The sequence below is a fragment of the Delftia tsuruhatensis NBRC 16741 genome (assembly GCF_001571325.1).
GTDB classification, from domain to species: Bacteria; Pseudomonadota; Gammaproteobacteria; order Burkholderiales; family Burkholderiaceae_C; genus Comamonas; species Comamonas tsuruhatensis.
The window spans coordinates 58,367-77,943 of the sequence record NZ_BCTO01000044.1; the positions used below are offsets into that span (position 1 = coordinate 58,367).

19 protein-coding genes are annotated in these 19,577 nt (G+C 68.0%); 12 read left to right on the forward strand and 7 right to left on the reverse strand.

The window, feature by feature from the left end; genetic code table 11:
- Nucleotides 1-169: 169 nt before the first annotated feature.
- The 4 genes from DTS01S_RS20970 (at nucleotide 170) to mrdA (ending at nucleotide 5,044) form a co-directional block, all read left to right on the forward strand.
- Nucleotides 170-1,213 (forward strand): rod shape-determining protein, encoded by a 1,044-nt coding sequence (locus DTS01S_RS20970; RefSeq protein WP_012202293.1) that lies wholly within the window; start codon nucleotides 170-172, stop codon nucleotides 1,211-1,213.
- Between the two features lie 183 nt (nucleotides 1,214-1,396).
- A complete protein-coding gene (gene mreC, locus DTS01S_RS20975; RefSeq protein ID WP_061288672.1) occupies nucleotides 1,397-2,470 on the forward strand; it encodes a rod shape-determining protein MreC in 1,074 nt (357 codons plus the stop codon).
- Entirely contained in the window at nucleotides 2,467-2,985 is a 519-nt protein-coding gene (gene mreD, locus DTS01S_RS20980; RefSeq protein ID WP_016448548.1) for a rod shape-determining protein MreD, read from the forward strand. Before mreC ends, mreD begins: the two co-directional genes overlap by 4 nt.
- Before the next feature lie 13 nt (nucleotides 2,986-2,998).
- Nucleotides 2,999-5,044, forward strand: coding sequence for a penicillin-binding protein 2 (mrdA, locus tag DTS01S_RS20985; RefSeq protein WP_017404915.1), 2,046 nt, complete (start codon nucleotides 2,999-3,001; stop codon nucleotides 5,042-5,044).
- A 68-nt stretch (nucleotides 5,045-5,112) separates the two neighbouring features.
- Here the strand turns inward: mrdA and DTS01S_RS20990 are convergent, their stop codons facing one another.
- From DTS01S_RS20990 to DTS01S_RS21010, 5 genes are all read right to left on the reverse strand, one after another.
- Complete coding sequence (locus DTS01S_RS20990; RefSeq protein WP_016448544.1) at nucleotides 5,113-5,871, reverse strand: amino acid ABC transporter ATP-binding protein; 759 nt, start codon at nucleotides 5,869-5,871, stop codon at nucleotides 5,113-5,115.
- Nucleotides 5,868-6,650, reverse strand: a complete 783-nt coding sequence (locus DTS01S_RS20995) for an amino acid ABC transporter permease (protein ID WP_016448543.1) — start codon at nucleotides 6,648-6,650, stop codon at nucleotides 5,868-5,870. Before DTS01S_RS20995 ends, DTS01S_RS20990 begins: the two co-directional genes overlap by 4 nt.
- A 65-nt stretch (nucleotides 6,651-6,715) precedes the next feature.
- On the reverse strand, nucleotides 6,716-7,486 hold the full coding sequence (locus DTS01S_RS21000; protein ID WP_017404916.1) for an ABC transporter substrate-binding protein: 771 nt from the start codon (nucleotides 7,484-7,486) through the stop codon (nucleotides 6,716-6,718).
- A gap of 254 nt (nucleotides 7,487-7,740) precedes the next feature.
- Nucleotides 7,741-8,499, reverse strand: a complete 759-nt coding sequence (locus DTS01S_RS21005) for a sulfite exporter TauE/SafE family protein (protein ID WP_017404917.1) — start codon at nucleotides 8,497-8,499, stop codon at nucleotides 7,741-7,743.
- A 297-nt stretch (nucleotides 8,500-8,796) separates the two neighbouring features.
- Nucleotides 8,797-9,825 carry a zinc-dependent alcohol dehydrogenase family protein gene (locus DTS01S_RS21010; RefSeq protein WP_026062251.1) on the reverse strand — a complete coding sequence of 343 codons (1,029 nt, stop codon included), beginning with the start codon at nucleotides 9,823-9,825 and terminating at the stop codon, nucleotides 8,797-8,799.
- A gap of 99 nt (nucleotides 9,826-9,924) precedes the next feature.
- Here DTS01S_RS21010 and DTS01S_RS21015 point away from each other — a divergent pair, with 99 nt between their 5' ends.
- Nucleotides 9,925-10,848, forward strand: coding sequence for a LysR family transcriptional regulator (locus DTS01S_RS21015; RefSeq protein WP_061288673.1), 924 nt, complete (start codon nucleotides 9,925-9,927; stop codon nucleotides 10,846-10,848).
- Here the strand turns inward: DTS01S_RS21015 and DTS01S_RS21020 are convergent.
- Nucleotides 10,845-12,572 (reverse strand): GMC family oxidoreductase, encoded by a 1,728-nt coding sequence (locus DTS01S_RS21020; protein ID WP_017404919.1) that lies wholly within the window; start codon nucleotides 12,570-12,572, stop codon nucleotides 10,845-10,847. The two genes, DTS01S_RS21015 and DTS01S_RS21020, sit on opposite strands and share 4 nt — an antisense overlap.
- Nucleotides 12,573-12,898: 326 nt before the next feature.
- Here DTS01S_RS21020 and DTS01S_RS21025 point away from each other — a divergent pair, with 326 nt between their 5' ends.
- From DTS01S_RS21025 to DTS01S_RS21055, 7 genes are all read left to right on the forward strand, one after another.
- Nucleotides 12,899-14,029, forward strand: a complete 1,131-nt coding sequence (locus DTS01S_RS21025) for an MlaE family ABC transporter permease (RefSeq protein WP_016448537.1) — start codon at nucleotides 12,899-12,901, stop codon at nucleotides 14,027-14,029.
- Nucleotides 14,029-14,832 carry an ABC transporter ATP-binding protein gene (locus DTS01S_RS21030; protein WP_016448536.1) on the forward strand — a complete coding sequence of 268 codons (804 nt, stop codon included), beginning with the start codon at nucleotides 14,029-14,031 and terminating at the stop codon, nucleotides 14,830-14,832. Before DTS01S_RS21025 ends, DTS01S_RS21030 begins: the two co-directional genes overlap by 1 nt.
- A 198-nt stretch (nucleotides 14,833-15,030) precedes the next feature.
- Nucleotides 15,031-15,993 carry an MlaD family protein gene (locus DTS01S_RS21035; protein WP_016448535.1) on the forward strand — a complete coding sequence of 321 codons (963 nt, stop codon included), beginning with the start codon at nucleotides 15,031-15,033 and terminating at the stop codon, nucleotides 15,991-15,993.
- Nucleotides 15,994-16,006: 13 nt separating this feature from the next.
- The gene (locus DTS01S_RS21040) at nucleotides 16,007-16,675 is read left to right on the forward strand and encodes an ABC-type transport auxiliary lipoprotein family protein (RefSeq protein ID WP_061288675.1); all 669 of its coding nucleotides are present in this window, start codon (nucleotides 16,007-16,009) and stop codon (nucleotides 16,673-16,675) included.
- Nucleotides 16,676-17,198: 523 nt separating this feature from the next.
- Entirely contained in the window at nucleotides 17,199-17,417 is a 219-nt protein-coding gene (locus DTS01S_RS21045) for a CsbD family protein (RefSeq protein WP_012202308.1), read from the forward strand.
- 144 nt (nucleotides 17,418-17,561) lie between these two features.
- A complete protein-coding gene (locus tag DTS01S_RS21050) occupies nucleotides 17,562-18,149 on the forward strand; it encodes a hypothetical protein (protein ID WP_016448533.1) in 588 nt (195 codons plus the stop codon).
- Nucleotides 18,150-18,395: 246 nt separating this feature from the next.
- Nucleotides 18,396-18,896, forward strand: a complete 501-nt coding sequence (locus DTS01S_RS21055; protein WP_061288677.1) for a hemerythrin domain-containing protein — start codon at nucleotides 18,396-18,398, stop codon at nucleotides 18,894-18,896.
- A gap of 33 nt (nucleotides 18,897-18,929) precedes the next feature.
- Here the strand turns inward: DTS01S_RS21055 and DTS01S_RS21060 are convergent, their stop codons facing one another.
- Nucleotides 18,930-19,577: a MarC family protein gene (locus DTS01S_RS21060; RefSeq protein WP_016448531.1), complete on the reverse strand. Its 648-nt coding sequence runs from the start codon at nucleotides 19,575-19,577 to the stop codon at nucleotides 18,930-18,932.

The following is a 19,577-nucleotide window of genomic DNA, read 5'->3' on the forward strand; positions in this document are numbered from 1 at the left end:
GCCCCGGCAGTACAAGTTATTCACAGGGGATACGGTATTATCTCGGCTTTGCCGCAAGACCCTCTCCGAGCTGGTCATTGTGCGAAAAGCCAACCCCATCCAGACTCCCTAACTTTCATCCCGGCGATGGCAGGCCGACGAGCATGCCGTGCCTGAGAGGACTCTCGTAATGTTCGGAGCTTTCCGTCGGTATTTCTCCACCGACCTTGCCATTGATCTTGGCACAGCCAACACCCTGATTTTCGCCCGCGACAAGGGCATTGTTCTGGACGAACCCTCCGTTGTCGCCATCCGCCACGAAGGCGGCCCGCATGGCAAGAAGGTGATCCAGGCGGTGGGCCGTGAAGCCAAGGCCATGCTGGGCAAGGTGCCCGGCAACATCGAGGCCATCCGCCCGATGAAGGATGGCGTGATTGCCGACTTCGTCATCACCGAGCAGATGATCAAGCAGTTCATCAAGATGGTGCATCCGCGCTCGGTGCTCACGCCCAGCCCGCGCATCATCATCTGCGTGCCCTGCGGCTCCACCCAGGTCGAGCGCCGCGCCATCAAGGACGCGGCCGAGGCGGCAGGCGCCACCTCCGTCTACCTGATCGAGGAACCCATGGCCGCCGGCATCGGTGCCGGCCTGCCGGTGTCCGAGGCCTCGGGCTCCATGGTGGTGGACATCGGTGGCGGTACCACCGAAGTCGGCGTGATCTCGCTGGGCGGCATGGTCTACAAGGGCTCCGTGCGCGTGGGCGGCGACAAGTTCGACGAAGCCATCATCAGCTACATCCGCCGCAACTACGGCATGCTGATCGGCGAGCCCACGGCCGAATCCATCAAGAAGAACATCGGCTCGGCCTTCCCCGGCTCCGAAGTCAAGGAGATGGAAGTCAAGGGCCGCAACCTCTCCGAAGGCGTGCCGCGCAGCTTCACCATCTCGTCCAACGAGGTGCTCGAAGCCCTGACCGACCCGCTCAACCAGATCGTCAGCGCCGTCAAGAACGCGCTGGAGCAGACCCCGCCCGAGCTGGGCGCCGACATTGCCGAGCGCGGCATGATGCTGACCGGCGGCGGCGCGCTGCTGCGCGACCTGGACCGCCTGCTGGCCGAAGAGACGGGCCTGCCCGTGCTCGTGGCCGAGGAGCCGCTGACCTGTGTGGTGCGCGGCTGCGGCATGGCGCTGGAGACCATGGACCGCCAGGGCAGCATCTTCACCAGCGACTGACGCGGCGCAGGCCGGGGCCCGTTGTCGCGGGCCCGGGCGGCAGCCGACCGACTGCAACGTTTTTCTTCTCCCTTCCGTGGTGACCTGCATGCTTGCCCTGCCTTCCTTCGCACCGGGCCCGGCCCGTGCTTTCCAGGCCGCAGCAAGTGCGGCAGGGCAGGCCCTGCCGCGCGGGAGGGGCGCATGAATCCCAACACCCTGGACCACTCGGCGCCCTCGCTGTTCAAGCGGCGGCCCTCGCGCGTCTCCCAACTGGCCATCTACAGCGCATTGGCGCTGTTTCTGATGGTGGCCGACGCGCGTTTCAGGATCACCGACCCCGTGCGCGTGGCCGTGTCCACCGTGCTGTACCCCGTGCAGTGGGTGATGCTCAAGCCGGTGGAGGCCGTGCACGACGCCAGCCGCTACCTGGGCTCGCTGGACGAGGCCCAGGCCCGGGAGCAGGGCGCGCGCAAGGAACTTGTGGCCATGGCCCAGCGTGCCTCGCTGGCCGACGAACTGATCCAGGAAAACGACCATCTGCGCGAGCTGCTGCAGCTGCGCGACCGCCTGACCACGCCCGGCACGGCGGCCGAAGTGGTCTACGACAGCCCCGACCTCTATACCCGCCGTGTGGTCATCGACCGAGGCCAGGTGGACGGCATCGCCCAGGGCTCGCCCGTGCTCGATGAAAAGGGCGTGGTCGGCCAGGTCACGCGCGTGTATCCGCTGCGTTCCGAGGTCACCCTGCTCATCGACCGCGACCAGGCCATTCCCGTCTTCAACCCGCGCACCGGTGCACGCAGCGTGGCCTATGGCGACCCGTCGCCGCTGCGCACCGGCGGCATCGAGCTGCGCTTCATGCCCAGCAATGCCGATGTGCAGGAAGGCGACCTGCTGACCACCAGCGGCGTCGACGGCCTGTACCCGCCGGGCCTGCCCGTGGCCAAGGTGGTCTCGGTGGAGCGCCGCGCGGACTCGGCCTTCTCCCGCATCTACTGCGAACCCGTGGGCCGCGTGCAGGGCGTGCGCCACGTGGTGGTGCTCAAGCCGCTGGACCGCGCCACGCATCCCGAGGCGGAAGGCGCTGCCGAACCCCTGCGCGCCGGCAAGGGCAAGGAAAAAGACAAGGGCAAGGAAAAAGACAAGCCCAAGGATGGCAAGGGCAAGGAAGCTGCCAAGGACGGTGGCAAGGCCGGCAAGACAGATGCGCCGGCCACGCCTGCAGCACCCGCTGCTCCCGCCGCACCCGCCTCCGCCAGGAAGGAGCCCGCATGATCATGCCGCGCGGCCAGCAGCTGCTGCTGCCGGTCAACCCCCTGTTCATCGTCGTCAGCCTGCTGGCGGCGCTGGCACTCAACATGCTGCCGCTGGGCCGCCAGGCCTGGCAACCCGACCTGCTCATGGTGCTGCTGGCCTTCTGGGCATTGAACCAGCCCCAGCGCGTGGGCATGGGCGTGGCCTTCCTGCTGGGCCTGTGCATGGACGTGGACCGCTCCTCCCTGCTGGGCCAGCATGCGCTGGCCTATGCGCTGCTGGTGTTCGCGGCCGGCGCCATGGGCCGGCGCCTGTCGTGGTTCTCCACGCCCGTGCAGGCGCTGCACCTGCTGCCGCTGTTTGCCGTGGTGCACGGCCTGCAGGTGCTGCTGCGCATGGTGGCCGGTGGCATCATGCCCGGCCCGCTGGTGGTCGTCGCGCCTTTGATCGAGGCCTTGCTGTGGCCCCTGGTCAGCGGCCTGCTGCTGGCGCCTCAGCGCCGCCCGCCGGACAGTGACGAGAACCGTCCCCTGTGAGGCTTGACGCGTGATGGAAATCCGCAATACAGAAGCCGAGCTGCAGCGATTCAGGCTGCGCGCATGGGTGATGAGCGTGGTGGTGCTGCTGGCCTTCGGGCTGGTGGTGGCGCGCTTGCTGGTGCTGCAGGTGCAGCGCCATGAGGAGCTGTCCGAGCGCGCCGAAAGCAACCGCACGGCCGTGGTGCCCATCGTGCCCAACCGGGGCCAGATCCTGGACCGCAACGGCGTGGTGCTGGCCACCAACTACTCGGCCTACACGCTGGAGATCATGCCCTCGCGCGCGGGCAACCTTGAAGAGACCATCGACAGCCTGGCCGAGATCGTCGAGATCACGCCGCGCGACCGGCGCAAGTTCAAGCGCCTGGTGGACGACTCCCGCAGCTTCGACTCCCTGCCCATCCGCACGCGCCTGACCGATGACGAGGTCGCGCGCTTTGCCGCGCAGCGCTACCGCTTCCCGGGCGTGGACATCAAGGCGCGGCTGTTCCGCACCTATCCCATGCAGGACACGGCCAGCCATGTCATCGGCTACATAGGCCGCATCAACCAGCGCGAGAAAGAGGCGCTGGAAGACTCCGACGACGCCGCCAACTACCGTGGCACCGACGTCATCGGCAAGCTGGGCGTGGAGCAGAGCTACGAAACCGACCTCCACGGCCAGACCGGCTGGGAGGAAATGGAAACCTCGGCCGGCGGACATGCCGTGCGCAAGCTCGGCAGCCGCCCCGCCACGCCCGGCGACAGCCTGGTGCTGTCGCTGGACATCAAGCTGCAGCGCATGGTGGAGGAGCTGTACGGCGACCGCCGCGGCGCCCTGGTGGCCATCGATCCGCGCAGCGGCGAAGTGCTGGCCATGGTCAGCCGTCCCACCTTCGACCTGAACCTCTTCGTCGATGGCATCGACCAGGAGAGCTGGACCACGCTCAACGAATCCATCAACCGCCCGCTGCTCAACCGCGCGCTGCGGGGCACCTATCCGCCGGGCTCCACCTACAAGCCCTTCATGGCGATTGCCGCGCTGGAGTCGGGCAAGCGCCGCCCGGACACCACCATCATGGACAACGGCAGCTGGACCTTCGGCGGCCACACCTTTCGCTCGGGTCACCCCAACGGGCCGACCAACCTGCGCCGCTCCATCATCAAGTCGTCCAACGTGTACTACTACATGCTGGCCAACGACATGGGCGTGGACATGATCCACGACTACATGAAGCCGCTGGGCTTCGGCCAGCTCACCGGCATCGATGTGCGCGGCGAGGCGCGCGGCGTGCTGCCCAGCACCGAGTGGAAGCGCAACACCTACAAGCGGCCCGAGCAGAAGAAGTGGTACGCGGGCGAGACCATCTCGCTGGGCATCGGCCAGGGCTACAACAACTTCACCATCCTGCAGCTGGCCAATGCCATGTCCACGCTGGCGGCCAAGGGCGTCAAGCACCGCCCCCACCTGGCCGTGGGCCGTGTCGATGCCGTCACGCAGCAGTTCTCGGCCATCAACAAGGACCCTGGCACCAGCATGGGCTACAAGCCCGAGAACGTGGAGGCCGTGCGCGCCGCCGTGGCCGCCGTGACGGTGGAGGGCACCTCGCGCGGCATCTTCGGCAACGCGCCCTACACATCCACCGGCAAGACCGGCACGGCCCAGGCCGTGGGCGTGCGCCAGAACGAGAAGTACAACGCGGCACGCCTGTCCGAGTTCCAGCGCGACCACTCGCTGTACATCGCCTACGCGCCGGCCGACAACCCCACCATTGCCGTCGCTGCCATCGTGGAGAACGCCGGCTTCGGTGCCGCTGCCGCCGCACCGCTGGCGCGCCGCGTGTTCGACTACTGGCTGCTGGGCCGCTACCCCAGCCTGGAAGACATGGCCGCCATGCGCAAGGGCCAGGCCGGCGTGCCCATAGGCACCCCGCGCCGCGTCTCCGAAATCACGCTGGATGCGGAAACCGTGAACCTGCCCGGCCTGCCGCGCTACGAGCCGCCCGAGGCATCGGCGCCTGTGGCATCCAACCGCGCTGCCGCGCTGCCGCCGCCGTCTGCTGGCGAGCTGGAGGATTGAGAAAGCAAAAAAGCCGGCATTGCCGGCTCTTTGCTTTCTTGAGCAGCCTGTGTGCGCAGGCCCGGGCCTCAATGCCCCATGCGCCCGATGAACGCCGCGATCCGCTCGCTGGCCGGGTTGCCGAAGAATTCGGCCGGTGGCGCCTCGTGGGCGATGCAGCCCTGGTCGAAGAACATCACGCGGTCGGCGACCTCGCGGGCGAAGCCCATTTCGTGGGTGACCACGATCATGGTCATGCCGCCGCGTGCCAGCTCGCGCATCACGTCCAGCACCTCCTGCACCATCTCCGGGTCCAGCGCGCTGGTGGGCTCGTCGAACAGCATCACCTGCGGCTCCATGGCCAGGGCGCGGGCAATGGCCACGCGCTGCTGCTGGCCGCCCGACAGCTGCCACGGGTACTTGTGGGCGTGGGCCTGCATGCCCACGCGCTCCAGCAGGGCCATGGCCTTGGCATTGGCCTGGGCGCGCGGCGTTTTGTGGATGCGGCGCGGCGCCAGGGTCACGTTGTCCAGCACCGTCATGTGGCCGAACAGGTTGAACTGCTGGAACACCATGCCCACTTCGCAGCGCTGCTTTTGCAGCGTGGCTTCGTTGTCGGTGACTTCGACGCCGTCGATGGTGATGCGCCCGCCATCATGCGGCTCCAGCCGGTTGATGGCGCGCAGCAGCGTGGACTTGCCCGAGCCCGAGGCGCCGATGATCACCGTCACCTCGCCCGTGCAGAACTGCGTGGAAACGCCCTTGAGCACCTGGTGGCTTCCAAAGGACTTGGTGACCTTGTCGGCCACGATGTAGGGCATGCCCCGTGCCAGCTTGTCGGCGCTCATTTGTGGCGGCCCTCCACGTCGAAGCGGTACTCCACGGCAGCCGTGACCTGGGTCACCAGCGTGGTCAGCACCAGGTAGGTCACGCCCACGGTGACCAGGGTCTCCACGGGCTGGAAGGTGGCCGACTGGATGCGGTTGCCCACATTGGTCAGCTCCACCACGCCGATGGCGTACGCCAGCGACGAATCCTTGAGCAGGGCCACGAAGTTGCTCACCAGCGGCGGCAGCGAGATCTTGAAGGCCTGCGGGAACACCACGTCCATGAAGACGCGGCTGCGCGGCAGGCCCAGCGCGCGTGCGGCCTCGGCCTGGCCGCGCGGCACGGCCTGCAGGCCGGCACGCACGGCTTCGGCGTTGTAGGCGCCCACGTTCAGCGCCAGCGCAATGCAGGCGGCGGCGAAGTCGGGCAGGTTCAGGCCCGGGATCAGCACCGGCAGCGCGAAGTAGATGAACAGGATCTGCACCAGCAGCGGCGTGCCACGGATCGCCCAGACGTAAAAGCCTGCAGCCCAGCGCAGGGCGGCCGTGCGTGAGGTGCGCGCCAGCGCGGCGGCGATGCCCAGCACCAGGCCGGCGGCGCCGCTGGCCAGCGTCAGGTACAGCGTGGTGCGCGCGCCATCGGCGAAGGTGTCGGCATTGGAGCCTATGGGCTCGGGCAGCAGGGACAGCAACTGCCCCAGCAGCGAAACCACGAGCACCATCAGCAGCAGTGCCGTGACCAGGGTGGCGTTGCTGCGCTGCGAGCGGCTCCAGTGGGCGGGCCAGAGGACGGTAAGCATAGGTGGGCTAGAAACAAAAAGGCGCCCTGCAAGTGGGCGCCGGTCGGGCAGATCTGCCCGGGGCCTCAGTCAGGGCAGCGGATGTCTTCGTGGAAATATTTCTGCGACAGCTTGGCGTAGCTGCCGTCGGCCAGGGCGTCCTTGAAGGCCTTGTTCCAGGCGTCGGCCAGCGACTTGTTGTCCTTGGCCACGGCGGCGGCGATGCGCTCGACCAGCAGCATCTCGCCCTGCTTGAGCTGGGCATTGGGGTTCTTCTGCTGCAGTTCCTTGGCAATGAAGCGCTCGGTCACCCAGGCGTCCACCCGCTTGGACAGCAGCGCATTGCGCGCGGCCTCGTTCGTGGGGAAGTTGACCAGGCGCTTGATGCCGGTCACGTTCTTCTCCATGTACTGCAGATAGGTGGAGCCGGTCTGCACCGACACCGTCTTGCCCGCCAGGTCCTTGGCCGAACGGATGGCCGGGTCCAGCGACATCACGATGCCGCCCGAGCAGTAGTGGGGCTGGGTGAAAGTCACGGCCTTCTCGCGCTCGGGCGTGATGCCGTGCGAGGAAATCACCAAATCCCAGCGGTCCTGCTGCAGGCCGGTCAGCAGGGCGTCGAAGCTGATGGTCTTCCACTCGTACTTCACGCCCATCTTGCCGGCCAGCATCTGTGCCAGCTCGACCTCGAACCCGGTCAGCTGCTTGCCCTCGAAATGGGCAAAGGGCGCGTAATAGCCTTCGGTGGCCAGGCGCAACGTGCCTTCCTTCTGGATGGCGTCGAAGGGGCGGGCCTGAACGCCTGCGGCGGTCCACAGGGCCAGCGCGGCGGCGGCGATGACGGTAATGCGTTTCATGGAAGCTCCAGGAGGGCTGTCGCTCAGGACCTGACCCCGGCGCCGCAAGGGGGGGAAAGCGCCAACGCACGGATCGGTGCATGGCCATGGACGGCGGGGCCGATTGCGTGGCTGCGCGGCGGGTCGGGTGCAGCCGCTGGCAGGGGTGCGACATGCACCTGCCGCCGCAGCTCAAGGCGAAAAGTCGGCAATTATAGAAGGTTGCCGTCGCCGATGCCGATGGCAGGTGTTGCGGATGCCGCTGGCCTGCGTGCTCAGGCGATGAAGGCGTCGTAGCCGGTCTTGAGGATCAGCAGGCTCACCACGCCGATGAAGATGCCCCGCACGAAGCCCGTTCCGTGGCGCAGGGCCATGTGCGTGCCCAGCATGGCGCCCAGCACGTTGGCCACCGCCATGGGGACGGCCAGGTGCCACCAGATATGGCCCTTGAGCGTGAACAGCGCCAGCGCCGCCAGGTTGGTGGCCATGTTCAGCAGCTTGGCCGAGGCCGAGGCGTTCAGGAAGTCATAGCCCATCAGCCGCACGAACAGGAACACGAAGAAGCTGCCCGTGCCGGGGCCGAAGAACCCGTCGTAGAAGCCGATGGCCAGGCCGATGGCGCAGGCGATCAGCGTCTCGGCGCGGCCCGAATAGCGCGGCGTGTGGTTGCGGCCCATGTCCTTGCGCACCAGCGTATAGACCAGCACGCCCAGCAGCACCAGCGGCAGCAACTGGCGCAGGAAGTCGGGGGAGATCTGCGTGACGGCCCAGGCCCCCGCAAAGGAGCCCGCCATGCCCACGCAGGCGGCCGGCATCATCGCGCGCCAGGGCAATTGCACCTTGCGGCCGTACTGCCAGGTGGACATGGCCGTGCCCCAGACGGAGGCGCTCTTGTTGGTGCCCAGCAGGGTGGCCGGTGGTGCGGTGGGGAAGGTGGCGAACAGCGCGGGCAGCAGGATGAGGCCTCCGCCGCCCACGATGGCGTCCACGAAGCCGGCCAGCATCGAGGCCAGCGAGACGATGATCCATTCCATAGGGCGGCGATTGTCGCACCGCCACGGTGCCGCATCAGGCTGGCCGCAGGCATAAAAAAAGCGCCGGACTTGCCGGCGCTCTGGGAAATGCATCTTGGGATGCTATTTATGAATGTTGATCTGGTTGTGTACGAGTTGTCTCCTCGGCCCCTCTTGTGCAGCACTGTGGTACCGCGAGAGTGGATGGACTTTAATGGCCGCACCTGGGTGGTGCATCGGGGATTTCCCGCAGTTGCCGCGAAAGTGCAGGATTGCACCAGCAAGGGGCTGGGACGATGATTGCCGGTTGCCGGACGTTCAGCGCATGCGCAGCACCAGCTTGCCGAAAGCACCCCGCTCCAGATGCTCCAGGGCTGCCGGCAGATCGGCCAGCGCGTATTCGCTGTCGATCACAGGTTGCAGCTTCAGCCAGTCCACGGCACGCACCAGATCCTGCAGCGCACGCCGGTGTGCCACGCCGATGCCCTGAACGGTGGCGCGTCCCAGCAGCAGCGGATAGACCGAGCCGCGCAGCTCGTCGCCCTGCAGATTGCCGATCACCGACACGCGGCCTCCCTGTGCCAGGGCCGATAGTGAGCGGCCGAAGTTATCCCCCCCGGCCAGTTCCAGCACATGGTCGGCGCCGCGTCCTCCCGTGAGGGCGCGCACCTCGGCGGCCCAGTCCGGCGTGCGGTGGCGGTGGATGCCGTGGTCTGCACCCAGCTGTGCAGCCCGCGCCAGCTTGTCGTCGCTGCCCGAAACCACCACCACGCGCGCACCCTGGGCATGGGCGATCTGCATGGCGAACAGCGCCACGCCGCCCGTGCCCATGATGACCACGGTGTCCCCGGGCCGCGTGGGCGCGGACTCGGCCAGCGCGAACCAGGCGGTTGCGCCCGCGCACGTCAGGGTGCTGGCCTGCGCAAAGTCCAGCTGACGGGGCGCGGCGACCAGGTTGTCTTCGCCCAGCACCACGTATTCCGACAGCATGCCCGGCCCGGGCGAGCCCAGCGGCAGGCTGGTGCGCGGCTGCACGCCGTCCTGCCAGCCGCAGAAGAAGGTGCTGATCACGGCGTCGCCAACCGCGAACTCCGCGACGCCCGGGCCGATGGCGACCACCTCGCCAGCCATGTCCGAGCCGGGCACCAGGGGCAGGGCCGGCCCCATGCCCATGCCGTCGCGCAGGATCAGCAGATCGCGGTAGTTCAGCGATGCCGCATGCACGCGCACCAGTACCTGGCCCTGCCCGGGCTCGGGAATGGGGACTTGCACCAGCTGCAGGTTTTCATGGCCCAGGGCGGGCAGTTGCCATTGCTGCATGAATGGGGAAGACGCAGGCGCGGTCATGGAAGGCGGTCCTTTCGAGGCAGATATCAAACAGGACTTCAGTCTATTGATTCCTCCATAATTGCATTGATTCAATTGAGGCTATGGTTTGTAGAATTTATGGAACCAATTGCAAATGACAGGCTGGCAGGCGTCAGCGCTTTCGTCGCCTCGGCCGAGGCCGGCAGCTTCGCCCAGGCGGCCGAGCGCCTGGGCCTTACGCGCTCGGCTGTTGGCAAGGCCGTGGCGCGGCTGGAAGAGCGCCTGGGCGCGCGGCTGTTCGTGCGCACCACGCGCAGCCTGGGGCTGACCGAGGACGGTCAGATGTTCTACGAGCGCTGCGCGCAGGCGCTGGAGGACCTGGATGCCGCCCGGCACATGCTGGAAGCCGGGCGGCGGGAAGTGGTGGGCCGGCTGCGCATCAGCGCACCCGTGGTCTTCGGCCGCCACCACGTGGCTCCCTTGCTGCTGGAGCTGGCGCAGCTGCATCCGCGCCTGCGCATCGAGGCCAGCTTCACCGACCGCCAGCTGGACTTCGCCGATGACGGCATCGACCTGGCCATACGCAGCGGGGAACTGTCTGACAGCGACTGGCTGGTTGCGCGGCGCCTTGGCATGCAAACCATGGTGCTGTGCGCATCACCCGCCTATCTGCAGGCCCATGGCGCGCCGCGCAGCGTGGCCGACCTGGCCGGGCATCGCTGTATTGCCTATATGCGCAGCGGCCGCGCCGCCCCCTGGGGGCTGGCCGGTGAGGATGGATCGCTGGCCGCGCCCGTGCTGGAGCCGGCGCTGGGCTTTGACGACATAGAAACCATCGCCACGGCCACGCTGCAGGGCGCGGGCCTGGCCCACATGCCGCTGTGGCGGGTGCGCAGCGCGCTAGACAGCGGGGCGCTGGTGCGCCTGCTGCCCGACGTGCCGGCCGCGCGCATTCCCCTGCATGTGCTGTGGCCGCGCACGCGCTTTCTGCCCTACCGGCTGCGCGTGACCATCGATGCGCTGCTGGCGGCGATTCCGCCGCTGCTGCAGGAGCCGTCCTAGGCGGCCAGCGCAACGGCCGGTTCCGTGCTCTGCCGTGCCGGCTCCTGGCCCCGGCCCTGCCTGTCCGCAAGAATCCAGCCGGCGGCCTTCTCCGCCATCATCAGCGTCGGGCTGTTGGTGTTGCCGCTGGTGATGCGCGGCATGGCGCCTGCATCGATCACGCGCAGGCCCTGTACGCCGCGCACGCGCAGGCGGCTGTCGAGCACGGCCATGGGGTCGTCGGCGCGGCCCATCTTCGTGGTTCCCACGGGGTGGAAGATGGTGGTGGCAATGTCGCCGGCCAGGCGGGCCAGGTCCTCGTCGCTCTGGTATTGCACGCCGGGCTTCCATTCCTCGGGGGCAAAGCGCGCCAGCGCGCTCTGGCTGACGATGCGCCGCGTCACGCGCAGGCTGTCGGCGGCCACCTGCCGGTCCTCGGGCGTGGACAGGTAGTGCGGCGCAATGGCAGGCGCCTGGCGGAAGTCCCCGCTGCGGATGCGTACCGTGCCCCGGCTGGTAGGGTTGAGGTTGCAGACGCTGGCCGTGAAGGCCGGAAAACCGTGCAGCGGCTCGCCGAAGGCGTCCAGCGACAGCGGCTGCACGTGGTACTGGATATTGGGGTGCGCCTGCTGGGGGCTGCTGCGCGTGAAGGCGCCCAGCTGCGAGGGCGCCATGCTCATGGGGCCGCTGCGGCGCAGCAGGTACTCCAGGCCGATGCCGGCCTTGCCCCACAGCGAATTGGCCATGGTGTTGAGCGTGCGCGCCCCCTTGATCTTGTAGACCGAGCGGATCTGCAGATGGTCCTGCAGGTTCTCGCCCACGCCGGGCAGGTCGTGGCGCACGGCGATGCCGTGGCCTTGCAGCAGCGCCCCCGGGCCTATGCCCGACAGCTGCAGGATCTGCGGGGAGTTCACGGCGCCCGCGCACAGCAGGACCTCCTGGCTGGCCTGCACATCGACCATTTCCGAGCCGGTCCAGACCTGTGCGCCGCTGCAGCGCAGGCCGCCGGCGGGCAGCGGCTCGAACAGCAGCCGGCTGACCTGGGCATGGGTCCACAGCTCGAAGTTGGGGCGGCCATAGCAGGTGGGCCGCAGGAAGGCCTTGGCGGTGTTCCAGCGCAGGCCGCCCTTTTGGTTGACCTCGAAGTAGCCCACCCCCTCGTTGCTGCCGCCGTTGAAGTCCTCGGTGGCCGGAATGCCGGCCTGCTGGGCGGCTTCGGCAAAGGCATCCAGGATGTCCCAGCGCAGGCGCTGCCGCTCCACGCGCCATTCGCCGCTGCCGCCTGTGCCCGTGCCGCCGTGCAGGGCGCGAAAGCGCGCATCGGCGTTGCCCCCGGCGTCCAGCCGCCAATGGCTTTCATGCTGGCGAAAGGCCGGCAGCACCTGGTCCCAGCGCCAGGCGTCGTCGCCGGTCAGCTCGGCCCAGCCGTCGTAGTCGCGGGCCTGGCCGCGCATGTAGATCATGCCGTTGATGCTGGAGCAGCCGCCCAGCGTCTTGCCGCGCGGATAGCGCAGGCTGCGGCCGTTGAGCCCTTCGTCGGGTTCGGTCTGGTACAGCCAGTCGGTGCGCGGATTGCCGATGCAGTACAGGTAGCCCACGGGGATGTGGATCCAGTGGTAGTCGTCCTTGGCGCCCGCCTCGATCAGCAGCACGCGGCTGCGGCCGTCGCGCGAGAGCCTGTTGGCCAGGAGGGCGCCTGCCGTGCCGGCGCCGATGACGATGTAGTCGAAGGTGGTATTGCTCATGGAGATGGGCGGGCGTCCGCTGCGGGCCGGAACGTCCTTGGGAGCCGGGGTTGGTGCTTCGGCCCATTGTGCGGACGGCATGCGCACTGTCGAGAGGGAAAGCGCGCTGGACTCCTTTTTTCGCAGCAGCGCATGCAGCAGCGATGGCCGTCCCGCTGGTTTTTTGATAAAAATTGCACGCGTAGGGCAAAGCCGTCGCGCACACGGCGTTGCGGGGCAATCTGCGGGCCGCGCCGCTCGGTTATCCTGCGGTCTTGGCGGGCGTGCCACCGTGCCTGCCCGCGCGCCTCGGCCCCGCCTTCGCAACCCCCAAGGACTTCCCGCACTTGTCTGCCCTCAACAATCCCCCCCAATGCAGCCTGCGCCGTGACAACGACGGCCAATGGGCGTTGCTGACCGGCTCCTGGGGCGCGGCCGAGCTGGGCCGGCGGGCGCAATGGCGCAGGCTGCGTGCACAGCTGGCCGACGCCAAGGGCGATGACCTGGGCTGGAACCTGCAAGGGCTGGACTGGCTGGACCACGTGGGCGCGCAACTGCTGTGGAACCACTGGGGCCGTCGCCTGCCCGCGCGCCTGGCGGCCAGCGACGCGCAGCGCGCCATGCTCGACCGCGTGGCCCGTTTTTCCAAGGAGCCTGCACCGCCGGCCCCGCGCCTGAGCCTGCTGGAGCACATCGACAGCCTGGGCTGCCTGGTCATCAACGCCTGTGGCCATTTCGCACAGCTGACGCGGCTCATCGGCCAGTTGCTGATCGACCTGGTGCGCTTTGCGCGTGCCCCGCACCGGGGGCCCTGGCGCGACATTTCCGGCCACCTCTACTCCATGGGCGCCACGGCCCTGCCCATCACGGCCCTGGTGGGCTTTCTGATCGGCGTGGTGCTGGCCTACCTGATGGCGCTGCAGCTGCGCCAGTTCGGGGCGGAATCCTTCATCGTCAACATCCTGGGCATCTCGCTGATCCGCGAGCTGGGCCCGCTGCTGGCAGCCATCTTGGTGGCGGGCCGCACGGGCTCGGCCATCACCGCCCAGATCGGCGTGATGCGCGTCACCGAAGAGCTGGACGCCATGCAGGTCATGGGCATACCGCACGGCTTTCGCCTGGTGCTGCCGCGTGCGCTGGCGCTGGCCATTGCCATGCCCCTGGTCTCGCTGTGGACCACGCTGGCTGCGCTGGCCGGCGGCATGCTGGCAGCCGACCTGACCATGGGCGTCACGGGCGCCTACTTTGCCGAGGCGCTGCCTGCCGCCGTGAAGATCGGCAACCTCTGGATCGCCATGGGCAAGTCCGTGGTCTTCGGCGCCCTCATCGCCTTGATCGGCTGCCACTGGGGCCTGCGCGTGGAGCCCAATACGCAGAGCCTGGGCAAGGGCACGACGGCCTCGGTGGTGTCGGCCATCACCATGGTCATCGTGGTGGATGCGATCTTCGCAATCCTTTTCAAAGATGTCGGAATCTGATGGCCATGGACACCGAAACCTCCTCCACGCCCGCAGCCGACGAGCCCATCGTGCGCATCGCCGGGCTGTGGAGCGTGTTCGGCGAAGGCGAGAACGCCTTTGCCGTGCACCAGGATCTGGACCTGGATGTGCAGCGCGGCGAGATGCTGTCCATCGTCGGCGGCTCGGGCACGGGCAAGACCGTGCTGCTGCGCCAGATGCTGGGGCTGCTGGAGCCCACCAAGGGCCGCGTCGAAGTGCTGGGCCGCCCGGCCAGCGAAATGGGCCGCGAGGGCGCTGCCAGCCGCGTGGGCATGCTGTTCCAGCACGGGGCGCTGTACTCGGCCTTCAGCGTGCTGGACAACGTTGCCTTCGCGCTGCGCGAGCAGGGCACGCTGCCCGACGAACTGGTGCGCGACGCGGCCCTGGTCAAGCTGCAGATGGTGGGCCTCAAGCCCGAGCATGCCTCGCGCATGCCGGCCGATCTCTCGGGCGGCATGATCAAGCGCGTGGCGCTGGCGCGGGCGCTGATCATGGACCCGCCCCTGCTGCTGCTCGACGAGCCCACGGCCGGCCTGGACCCCACCAGCTCCGACGAATTCTGCGAACTGCTGCGCGAGCTGCGTGCCGAGCTGGGCCTGACCGTCATCATGGTCACGCACGACCTGGACACGCTGTTCGCACTGTCCTCGCGCGTGGCCGTGCTGGCCGAGAAGAAGGTGCTGGTCAGCGGCCCGCCGCGCGAGGTGGCCGAGTTCAAGCATCCGTTCATCGAGCATTTCTTCCAGGGCGAGCGCGGCAGGCGCGCGATGAGCACGGTATGAGAAGCCCCCCTGAGTCGCTTCGCGCCTTCCCCCCTCTCGCTTTGCGGGGGGGGACGACACCCTCGCGGCGGGGCGGCCCTTGCCCGGTGTCCCTCGCCTTGGGGTGCGCCGGTTTTGAAGGCCGCGCTCTGAGTGCTGGCCCTGGGGGCTGTGGCCCCATGCCTTGTTTTGCTGGGCTCAACGTTATGGACCATTGATATGGAAAACAAATCACATGCCATGGCGGCCGGCATTTTCGTGCTGGTCGTGGCGGCCCTGCTGGCGGGGCTGGCGATCTGGCTGACGCGGGATACGCGGCAGTACAACGAGTACGAGCTGTCCACCAAGGATGGCATCAGCGGCCTGCAGGCCCAGGCGGCCGTGCGCTACAAGGGCGTGGCGGTGGGCAAGGTCACGCGGATCGGATTCGATCCGCAGACCAATGGCAATGTGCTGATCCGCATCGCCATCGGGGTGAACACGCCCATCACGCCCACCACGTTCGCCGTGCTGGGCTACCAGGGCGTCACGGGCCTGGCCCATGTGCAGCTCGATGATGCGGACCAGCCGCAGCCCCAGCTGCCGCCCGGCCCCAGCGGCCTGCCGCGCCTGCCGCTGCGCTCGTCGCCGCTGAGCATGCTGGCCGACCAGGGGCAGGTGCTGCTGGAGCGCGCCGATGAAATCTCGCGCCGCCTCAGCGACATGCTGGACACCGACAACCAAAAGCGCGTGAGCCAGGCGCTGGAGAACATTGCTGCCGCTGCCGCAGGCGTGCAGCAGCTCACGCAGAACCTGGACCGCACGCTGTCCACCCAGGTGCCGCAGCTCGCCGCCGACGCCCACAACACCCTGCAGTCGCTGGAGAAGGCCAGCAACGGAGCCGCCGCCGTGGCGTCCGAGCTGCAGCAGACCGTGCGCCGCGTGAACGCGCAGGACGGGCCGCTGGAGCAGATCGCCCAGAGCACGCGCGCACTGACCCGCATGGCCGATTCGCTGGGCCGCAGCACGGTGCCGCACGCCAACCGAGCGGCCGATGATGTCTCGCGCGCCGCGCGCCAGATGGGCACGGCGGCCAGCCGCTTCAGCGACAACCCGCAGGCCGTGATCTACGGGCCGGGCCAGGCCCGTCCGGGGCCGGGCGAGCCCGGCTTCGTCGCCCCGTCTGCAGCCACCCAGCCCTGACCGAGGAACCCGCATGTCCCCATCTCGCAAGACCGCCGTGGCCAGCGCTGGACTGGCCGCCGCCCTGATCCTGCTGGCCGGCTGCTCGGCCCTGCCGCAGCCCCCCGCCCAGCCCGCGCGCTATGACTTCGGCCTGGCGCCGCTGTCCACGCCCGCGCAGTCCGCCACATCCGCCGCCCCGCAGGCACGCACGCCGCTGGCGCTGGCCGATGTGGAGGCCCCCGCCCTGTCCGACGGCAGCACGGCCATGTTCTACCGCCTGGCCTATGCCAACGGCCAGGAACTGCGCCCCTACCAGCTGGCGCGCTGGAGCCAGCCTCCTGCACTGCTGCTGCAGCAGCGCCTGCGCAGCCAACTGGGCCTGCAGCGCCCCGTGCTGGCCAGCAGCGAAAGCGTGGCCCAACCGCGCCTGCAAGGCGCCGTGCCCACGCTGCTGCGCGTGGACATCGAAGAGTTCAGCCAGGTCTTTGACGCGCCCGGCTCCAGTGCCGGCGTGGTGCGCCTGCGCGCCACCCTGGTCGAGCAAAGCGGTGCCGTGGACCGCCTGCTGGGTCAGAAGCTGTTCGAGGTGCGCAGCCCTGCCGCCTCCGGCGATGCCGCAGGCGGCGCGAAGGCGCTGGCGACGGCGGCCGATGCCGCCATTGCGCAGATCGATGCGTGGCTGGGGCAGCAGGGGCACTGAGCTGCTGCTGGATTTCCAGCCCATCCATTCTCTTGAGAACGGCTGGTGGGTGCATTGCATCCGCTGGCCGTTTTTTGTTTTCGGCAACTGGCTCTGCACGCAAGTGGACTTTTTCTGCCCCTGCCGGATGGTTGCTTTTCGAGGCCGGGTCTCGGCCCGGCAGCCGACTGCCCTTTTCTTGATTCGCCAAGAAAGGTCAGATCACGAAGCAAGCCTGTCCTTCGGCAGGCTTGCAACCCCGCAACCGCCACGGCGCAGGCGCGGACATACGGGGAAAAGGCCGGGTACTCAGGGCAGGGGCGGGCCGCGCCTGACCCAGCGCTTCCCGCGCGTCCGTCAGGGGCTGTAGTCCCGATCCCACCGTCTCGGCTGCCCCTGGGACGACCGTCAACACTAGGTCCAGACTACGGCGCGCGGCGCGCAGGTTTTTTACAGTGAAACCGTCGCTGATGCAGATCGCGGCTTTGAAAAAACAAGGCCTGATTGCACGGCACGACTTCAACATCACTGAAAGGAACAAGCCATGAATGAAGACCGCATCAAGGGCAACTGGAAGCAATTCACCGGCAAGATCCGTGAGCAATGGGGCAAGCTCACCGATGACGATCTGGACGTGATCGCCGGCAAGCGCGAGCAATTCCTGGGCAAGCTGCAGGAGCGCCAGGGCCTGGCCCGCGACGCTGCCGAAAAGCAGCTGACCGACTGGCAAAAGCGCAACCCCGACTTCCGCTTCGAAGACTGACGAGGGTGGACCCCGCGGGTGGCGGATGCCCTGGCCGGCGCCACCACCCGCTCCCCGACAGCCAGCGTGCCTGAGGGCACGCACCAATGGCCCGCCGCCGCAGGCACCAAGGGCCGGTTCAGTACAAATACAAGGAGTTCCATCATGCAAACACCGCAACGCTTTCGCCACATGCTGTCCGCCGTCGCCCTGGGCCTGATGGCCTCCGGCGCCATGGCCATGACCAATGCCGAGCACACGGCCGCCAAGAACCAGATCGAGGCCGACTACAAGGCTGCCAAGGAACAGTGCAAGCCGCTCAAGGACAACGCCAAGGACGTCTGCGAGAAGCAGGCCAAGGGCCAGGAAAACGTCGCCAAGGCTGAACTGGAATCGCGCCGCAATCCTTCGCCCAAGAACAGCGAAAAGGCACTCAAGGCCAAGGCTGATGCGGACTACGACATCGCCAAGGAAAAGTGCGATGACCTCAAGGGCGACGCCAAGGACGTCTGCGTGAAGGATGCCAAGGCTGCCCATGTGCGTGCCGTCGAAGCCGCCAAGGTGAACAAGGCCCAGGCCGAACCTGCCGCCAACTCTGCCGCCAAGGCCGCCAACGTGGCCGAGACCCGCAAGGACGCTGCCGAGGAAACCCGCGAAGCCGACTACAAGGCCGCCAAGGCCCGTTGCGACACCATGAGCGGTGACGCCAAGGATGCCTGCGTGGCTGATGCCAAGCGTAAATATGGACAGTAAGCTCTCCCTGAGCGGCTGACGCCGCTTCCCCCTCTCTACCCGCTTCGCGGGGGAGGGGGACGACGCCCTCGCCGCGAGGCGGCTCTTGCTTGGCGTCCCTGATGTTGGGGCGCGCCAGTTTTATCCGCCTTGACCAAGCCCCGCTCGCGGGGCTTTGCTGTTTTCGGGTTGGCTGATGTGGGTCAAACGGGTTGGGCGGTGCTGTTCCTAAGCTGCAGTCTTTCATGATGAAGGCAGGAGAAGCATATGGCCGTGCTGGAATGGAGCGGAGCGCTGGCATTGGAATTGCCGGCCATGGACGAGGTGCACCAGGAGTTCGTGCTGCTGCTGGCCGAGGTGGAGGCGGCCGATGATGCGCAGCTGTGCGTGCGCTGGGACGAGCTGATCGCGCATACGCAAGTGCACTTCGACCAGGAAGACCGCTGGATGCAGTCCACGCGGTTCACCAGCACCAACTGCCACAGCCTGCAGCACAAGGTGGTGCTGCAGGTGATGCGCGAGGGGGCGGCCAAGGCGGCAGCGGGGGATCTGGCCGTGATCCGCAGCATGGCGGGCGAGCTGGCGGCCTGGTTCGTGCACCATGCGCAGACCATGGATGCGGCGCTGGCCCTGCATCTGCGCAGCGCGGGCTTCGATCCCGCCACGGGCTCGCTGGCCCACCCCGAGGCCTTGCCCGAGCAGCCCATCACGGGCTGCGGCGGTACCTGCGATGGCAGCGCCGACCGCGCGCGGGCCGTGCCGGCCTGATCCGGCGGGCCTTCAATCGGCCAGCCAGCCCGTTCAGGGCACGATCGCGGGCGAGGCCAGGATGGGGAAGATCTTCACCAGCCCGCCCGCCATCACCTCTACGGCCAGGGCCGCGAGGATCAGGCCCATGAGCCGCGTCATCACGTTGATGCCGGTCTTGCCCAGCACGCGCGCAATCGGGTCGGCCAGCGAAAAGCAGACCATCACCACCAGCGCCACCACCACGCCATAGCCCACCAGCGCCAGGTGCTGCCAGATGGTGCGTGCCTGGTCGGCATAGATCACCACGGTGGACATGGAGGCCGGCCCCGTCAGCAGCGGAATCGTCAGCGGCACCACGGCAATGCTGTTGCCCATGGCGGCCTTTTCCGCGCCTGCCGCCAGCGTGGGCGCGTTGGGCCGTTCCTCGGCCGGGCGGGCGTTGAGCATGTTCATCGCGCTGATCAGCAGCAGCAGGCCGCCGCCCACCTGGAAGCTCTGCAGCGAGATGTTGAAGAAGTCCAGCACCTGCAGCCCGATGATGGCGCAGGCCGCGATCACGCAGAACGAGGCCAGCGCCGCCGTGCGAATGGTCTGCTGGCGCTGCTGGGCGCTGAATCCCTCGGTGTAGTGGATGAAGAAGGGGACGATGGCCAGCGGGTTGATGATGGCCACCAAAGTGATCAGCGGTTTGAGGTCCAT

What these genes read in the sequence shown, in the direction of transcription:
- DTS01S_RS21020 (WP_017404919.1), bottom strand. Translation starts at nt 12,572, where the DNA reads ATGAGCAATACCACCTTCGACTACATCGTCATCGGCGCCGGCACGGCA.
- mreC (WP_061288672.1), top strand. Translation starts at nt 1,397, where the DNA reads ATGAATCCCAACACCCTGGACCACTCGGCGCCCTCGCTGTTCAAGCGG.
- mreD (WP_016448548.1), top strand. Translation starts at nt 2,467, where the DNA reads ATGATCATGCCGCGCGGCCAGCAGCTGCTGCTGCCGGTCAACCCCCTG.
- DTS01S_RS20995 (WP_016448543.1), bottom strand. Translation starts at nt 6,650, where the DNA reads ATGCTTACCGTCCTCTGGCCCGCCCACTGGAGCCGCTCGCAGCGCAGC.
- DTS01S_RS21045 (WP_012202308.1), top strand. Translation starts at nt 17,199, where the DNA reads ATGAATGAAGACCGCATCAAGGGCAACTGGAAGCAATTCACCGGCAAG.
- DTS01S_RS21055 (WP_061288677.1), top strand. Translation starts at nt 18,396, where the DNA reads ATGGCCGTGCTGGAATGGAGCGGAGCGCTGGCATTGGAATTGCCGGCC.
- DTS01S_RS21030 (WP_016448536.1), top strand. Translation starts at nt 14,029, where the DNA reads ATGGCCATGGACACCGAAACCTCCTCCACGCCCGCAGCCGACGAGCCC.
- DTS01S_RS21005 (WP_017404917.1), bottom strand. Translation starts at nt 8,499, where the DNA reads ATGGAATGGATCATCGTCTCGCTGGCCTCGATGCTGGCCGGCTTCGTG.
- DTS01S_RS21050 (WP_016448533.1), top strand. Translation starts at nt 17,562, where the DNA reads ATGCAAACACCGCAACGCTTTCGCCACATGCTGTCCGCCGTCGCCCTG.
- DTS01S_RS20990 (WP_016448544.1), bottom strand. Translation starts at nt 5,871, where the DNA reads ATGAGCGCCGACAAGCTGGCACGGGGCATGCCCTACATCGTGGCCGAC.
- DTS01S_RS21010 (WP_026062251.1), bottom strand. Translation starts at nt 9,825, where the DNA reads ATGACCGCGCCTGCGTCTTCCCCATTCATGCAGCAATGGCAACTGCCC.
- DTS01S_RS21015 (WP_061288673.1), top strand. Translation starts at nt 9,925, where the DNA reads ATGGAACCAATTGCAAATGACAGGCTGGCAGGCGTCAGCGCTTTCGTC.
- DTS01S_RS21035 (WP_016448535.1), top strand. Translation starts at nt 15,031, where the DNA reads ATGGAAAACAAATCACATGCCATGGCGGCCGGCATTTTCGTGCTGGTC.
- DTS01S_RS21060 (WP_016448531.1), bottom strand. Translation starts at nt 19,577, where the DNA reads ATGGACCTCAAACCGCTGATCACTTTGGTGGCCATCATCAACCCGCTG.
- DTS01S_RS20970 (WP_012202293.1), top strand. Translation starts at nt 170, where the DNA reads ATGTTCGGAGCTTTCCGTCGGTATTTCTCCACCGACCTTGCCATTGAT.
- DTS01S_RS21040 (WP_061288675.1), top strand. Translation starts at nt 16,007, where the DNA reads ATGTCCCCATCTCGCAAGACCGCCGTGGCCAGCGCTGGACTGGCCGCC.
- DTS01S_RS21000 (WP_017404916.1), bottom strand. Translation starts at nt 7,486, where the DNA reads ATGAAACGCATTACCGTCATCGCCGCCGCCGCGCTGGCCCTGTGGACC.
- mrdA (WP_017404915.1), top strand. Translation starts at nt 2,999, where the DNA reads ATGGAAATCCGCAATACAGAAGCCGAGCTGCAGCGATTCAGGCTGCGC.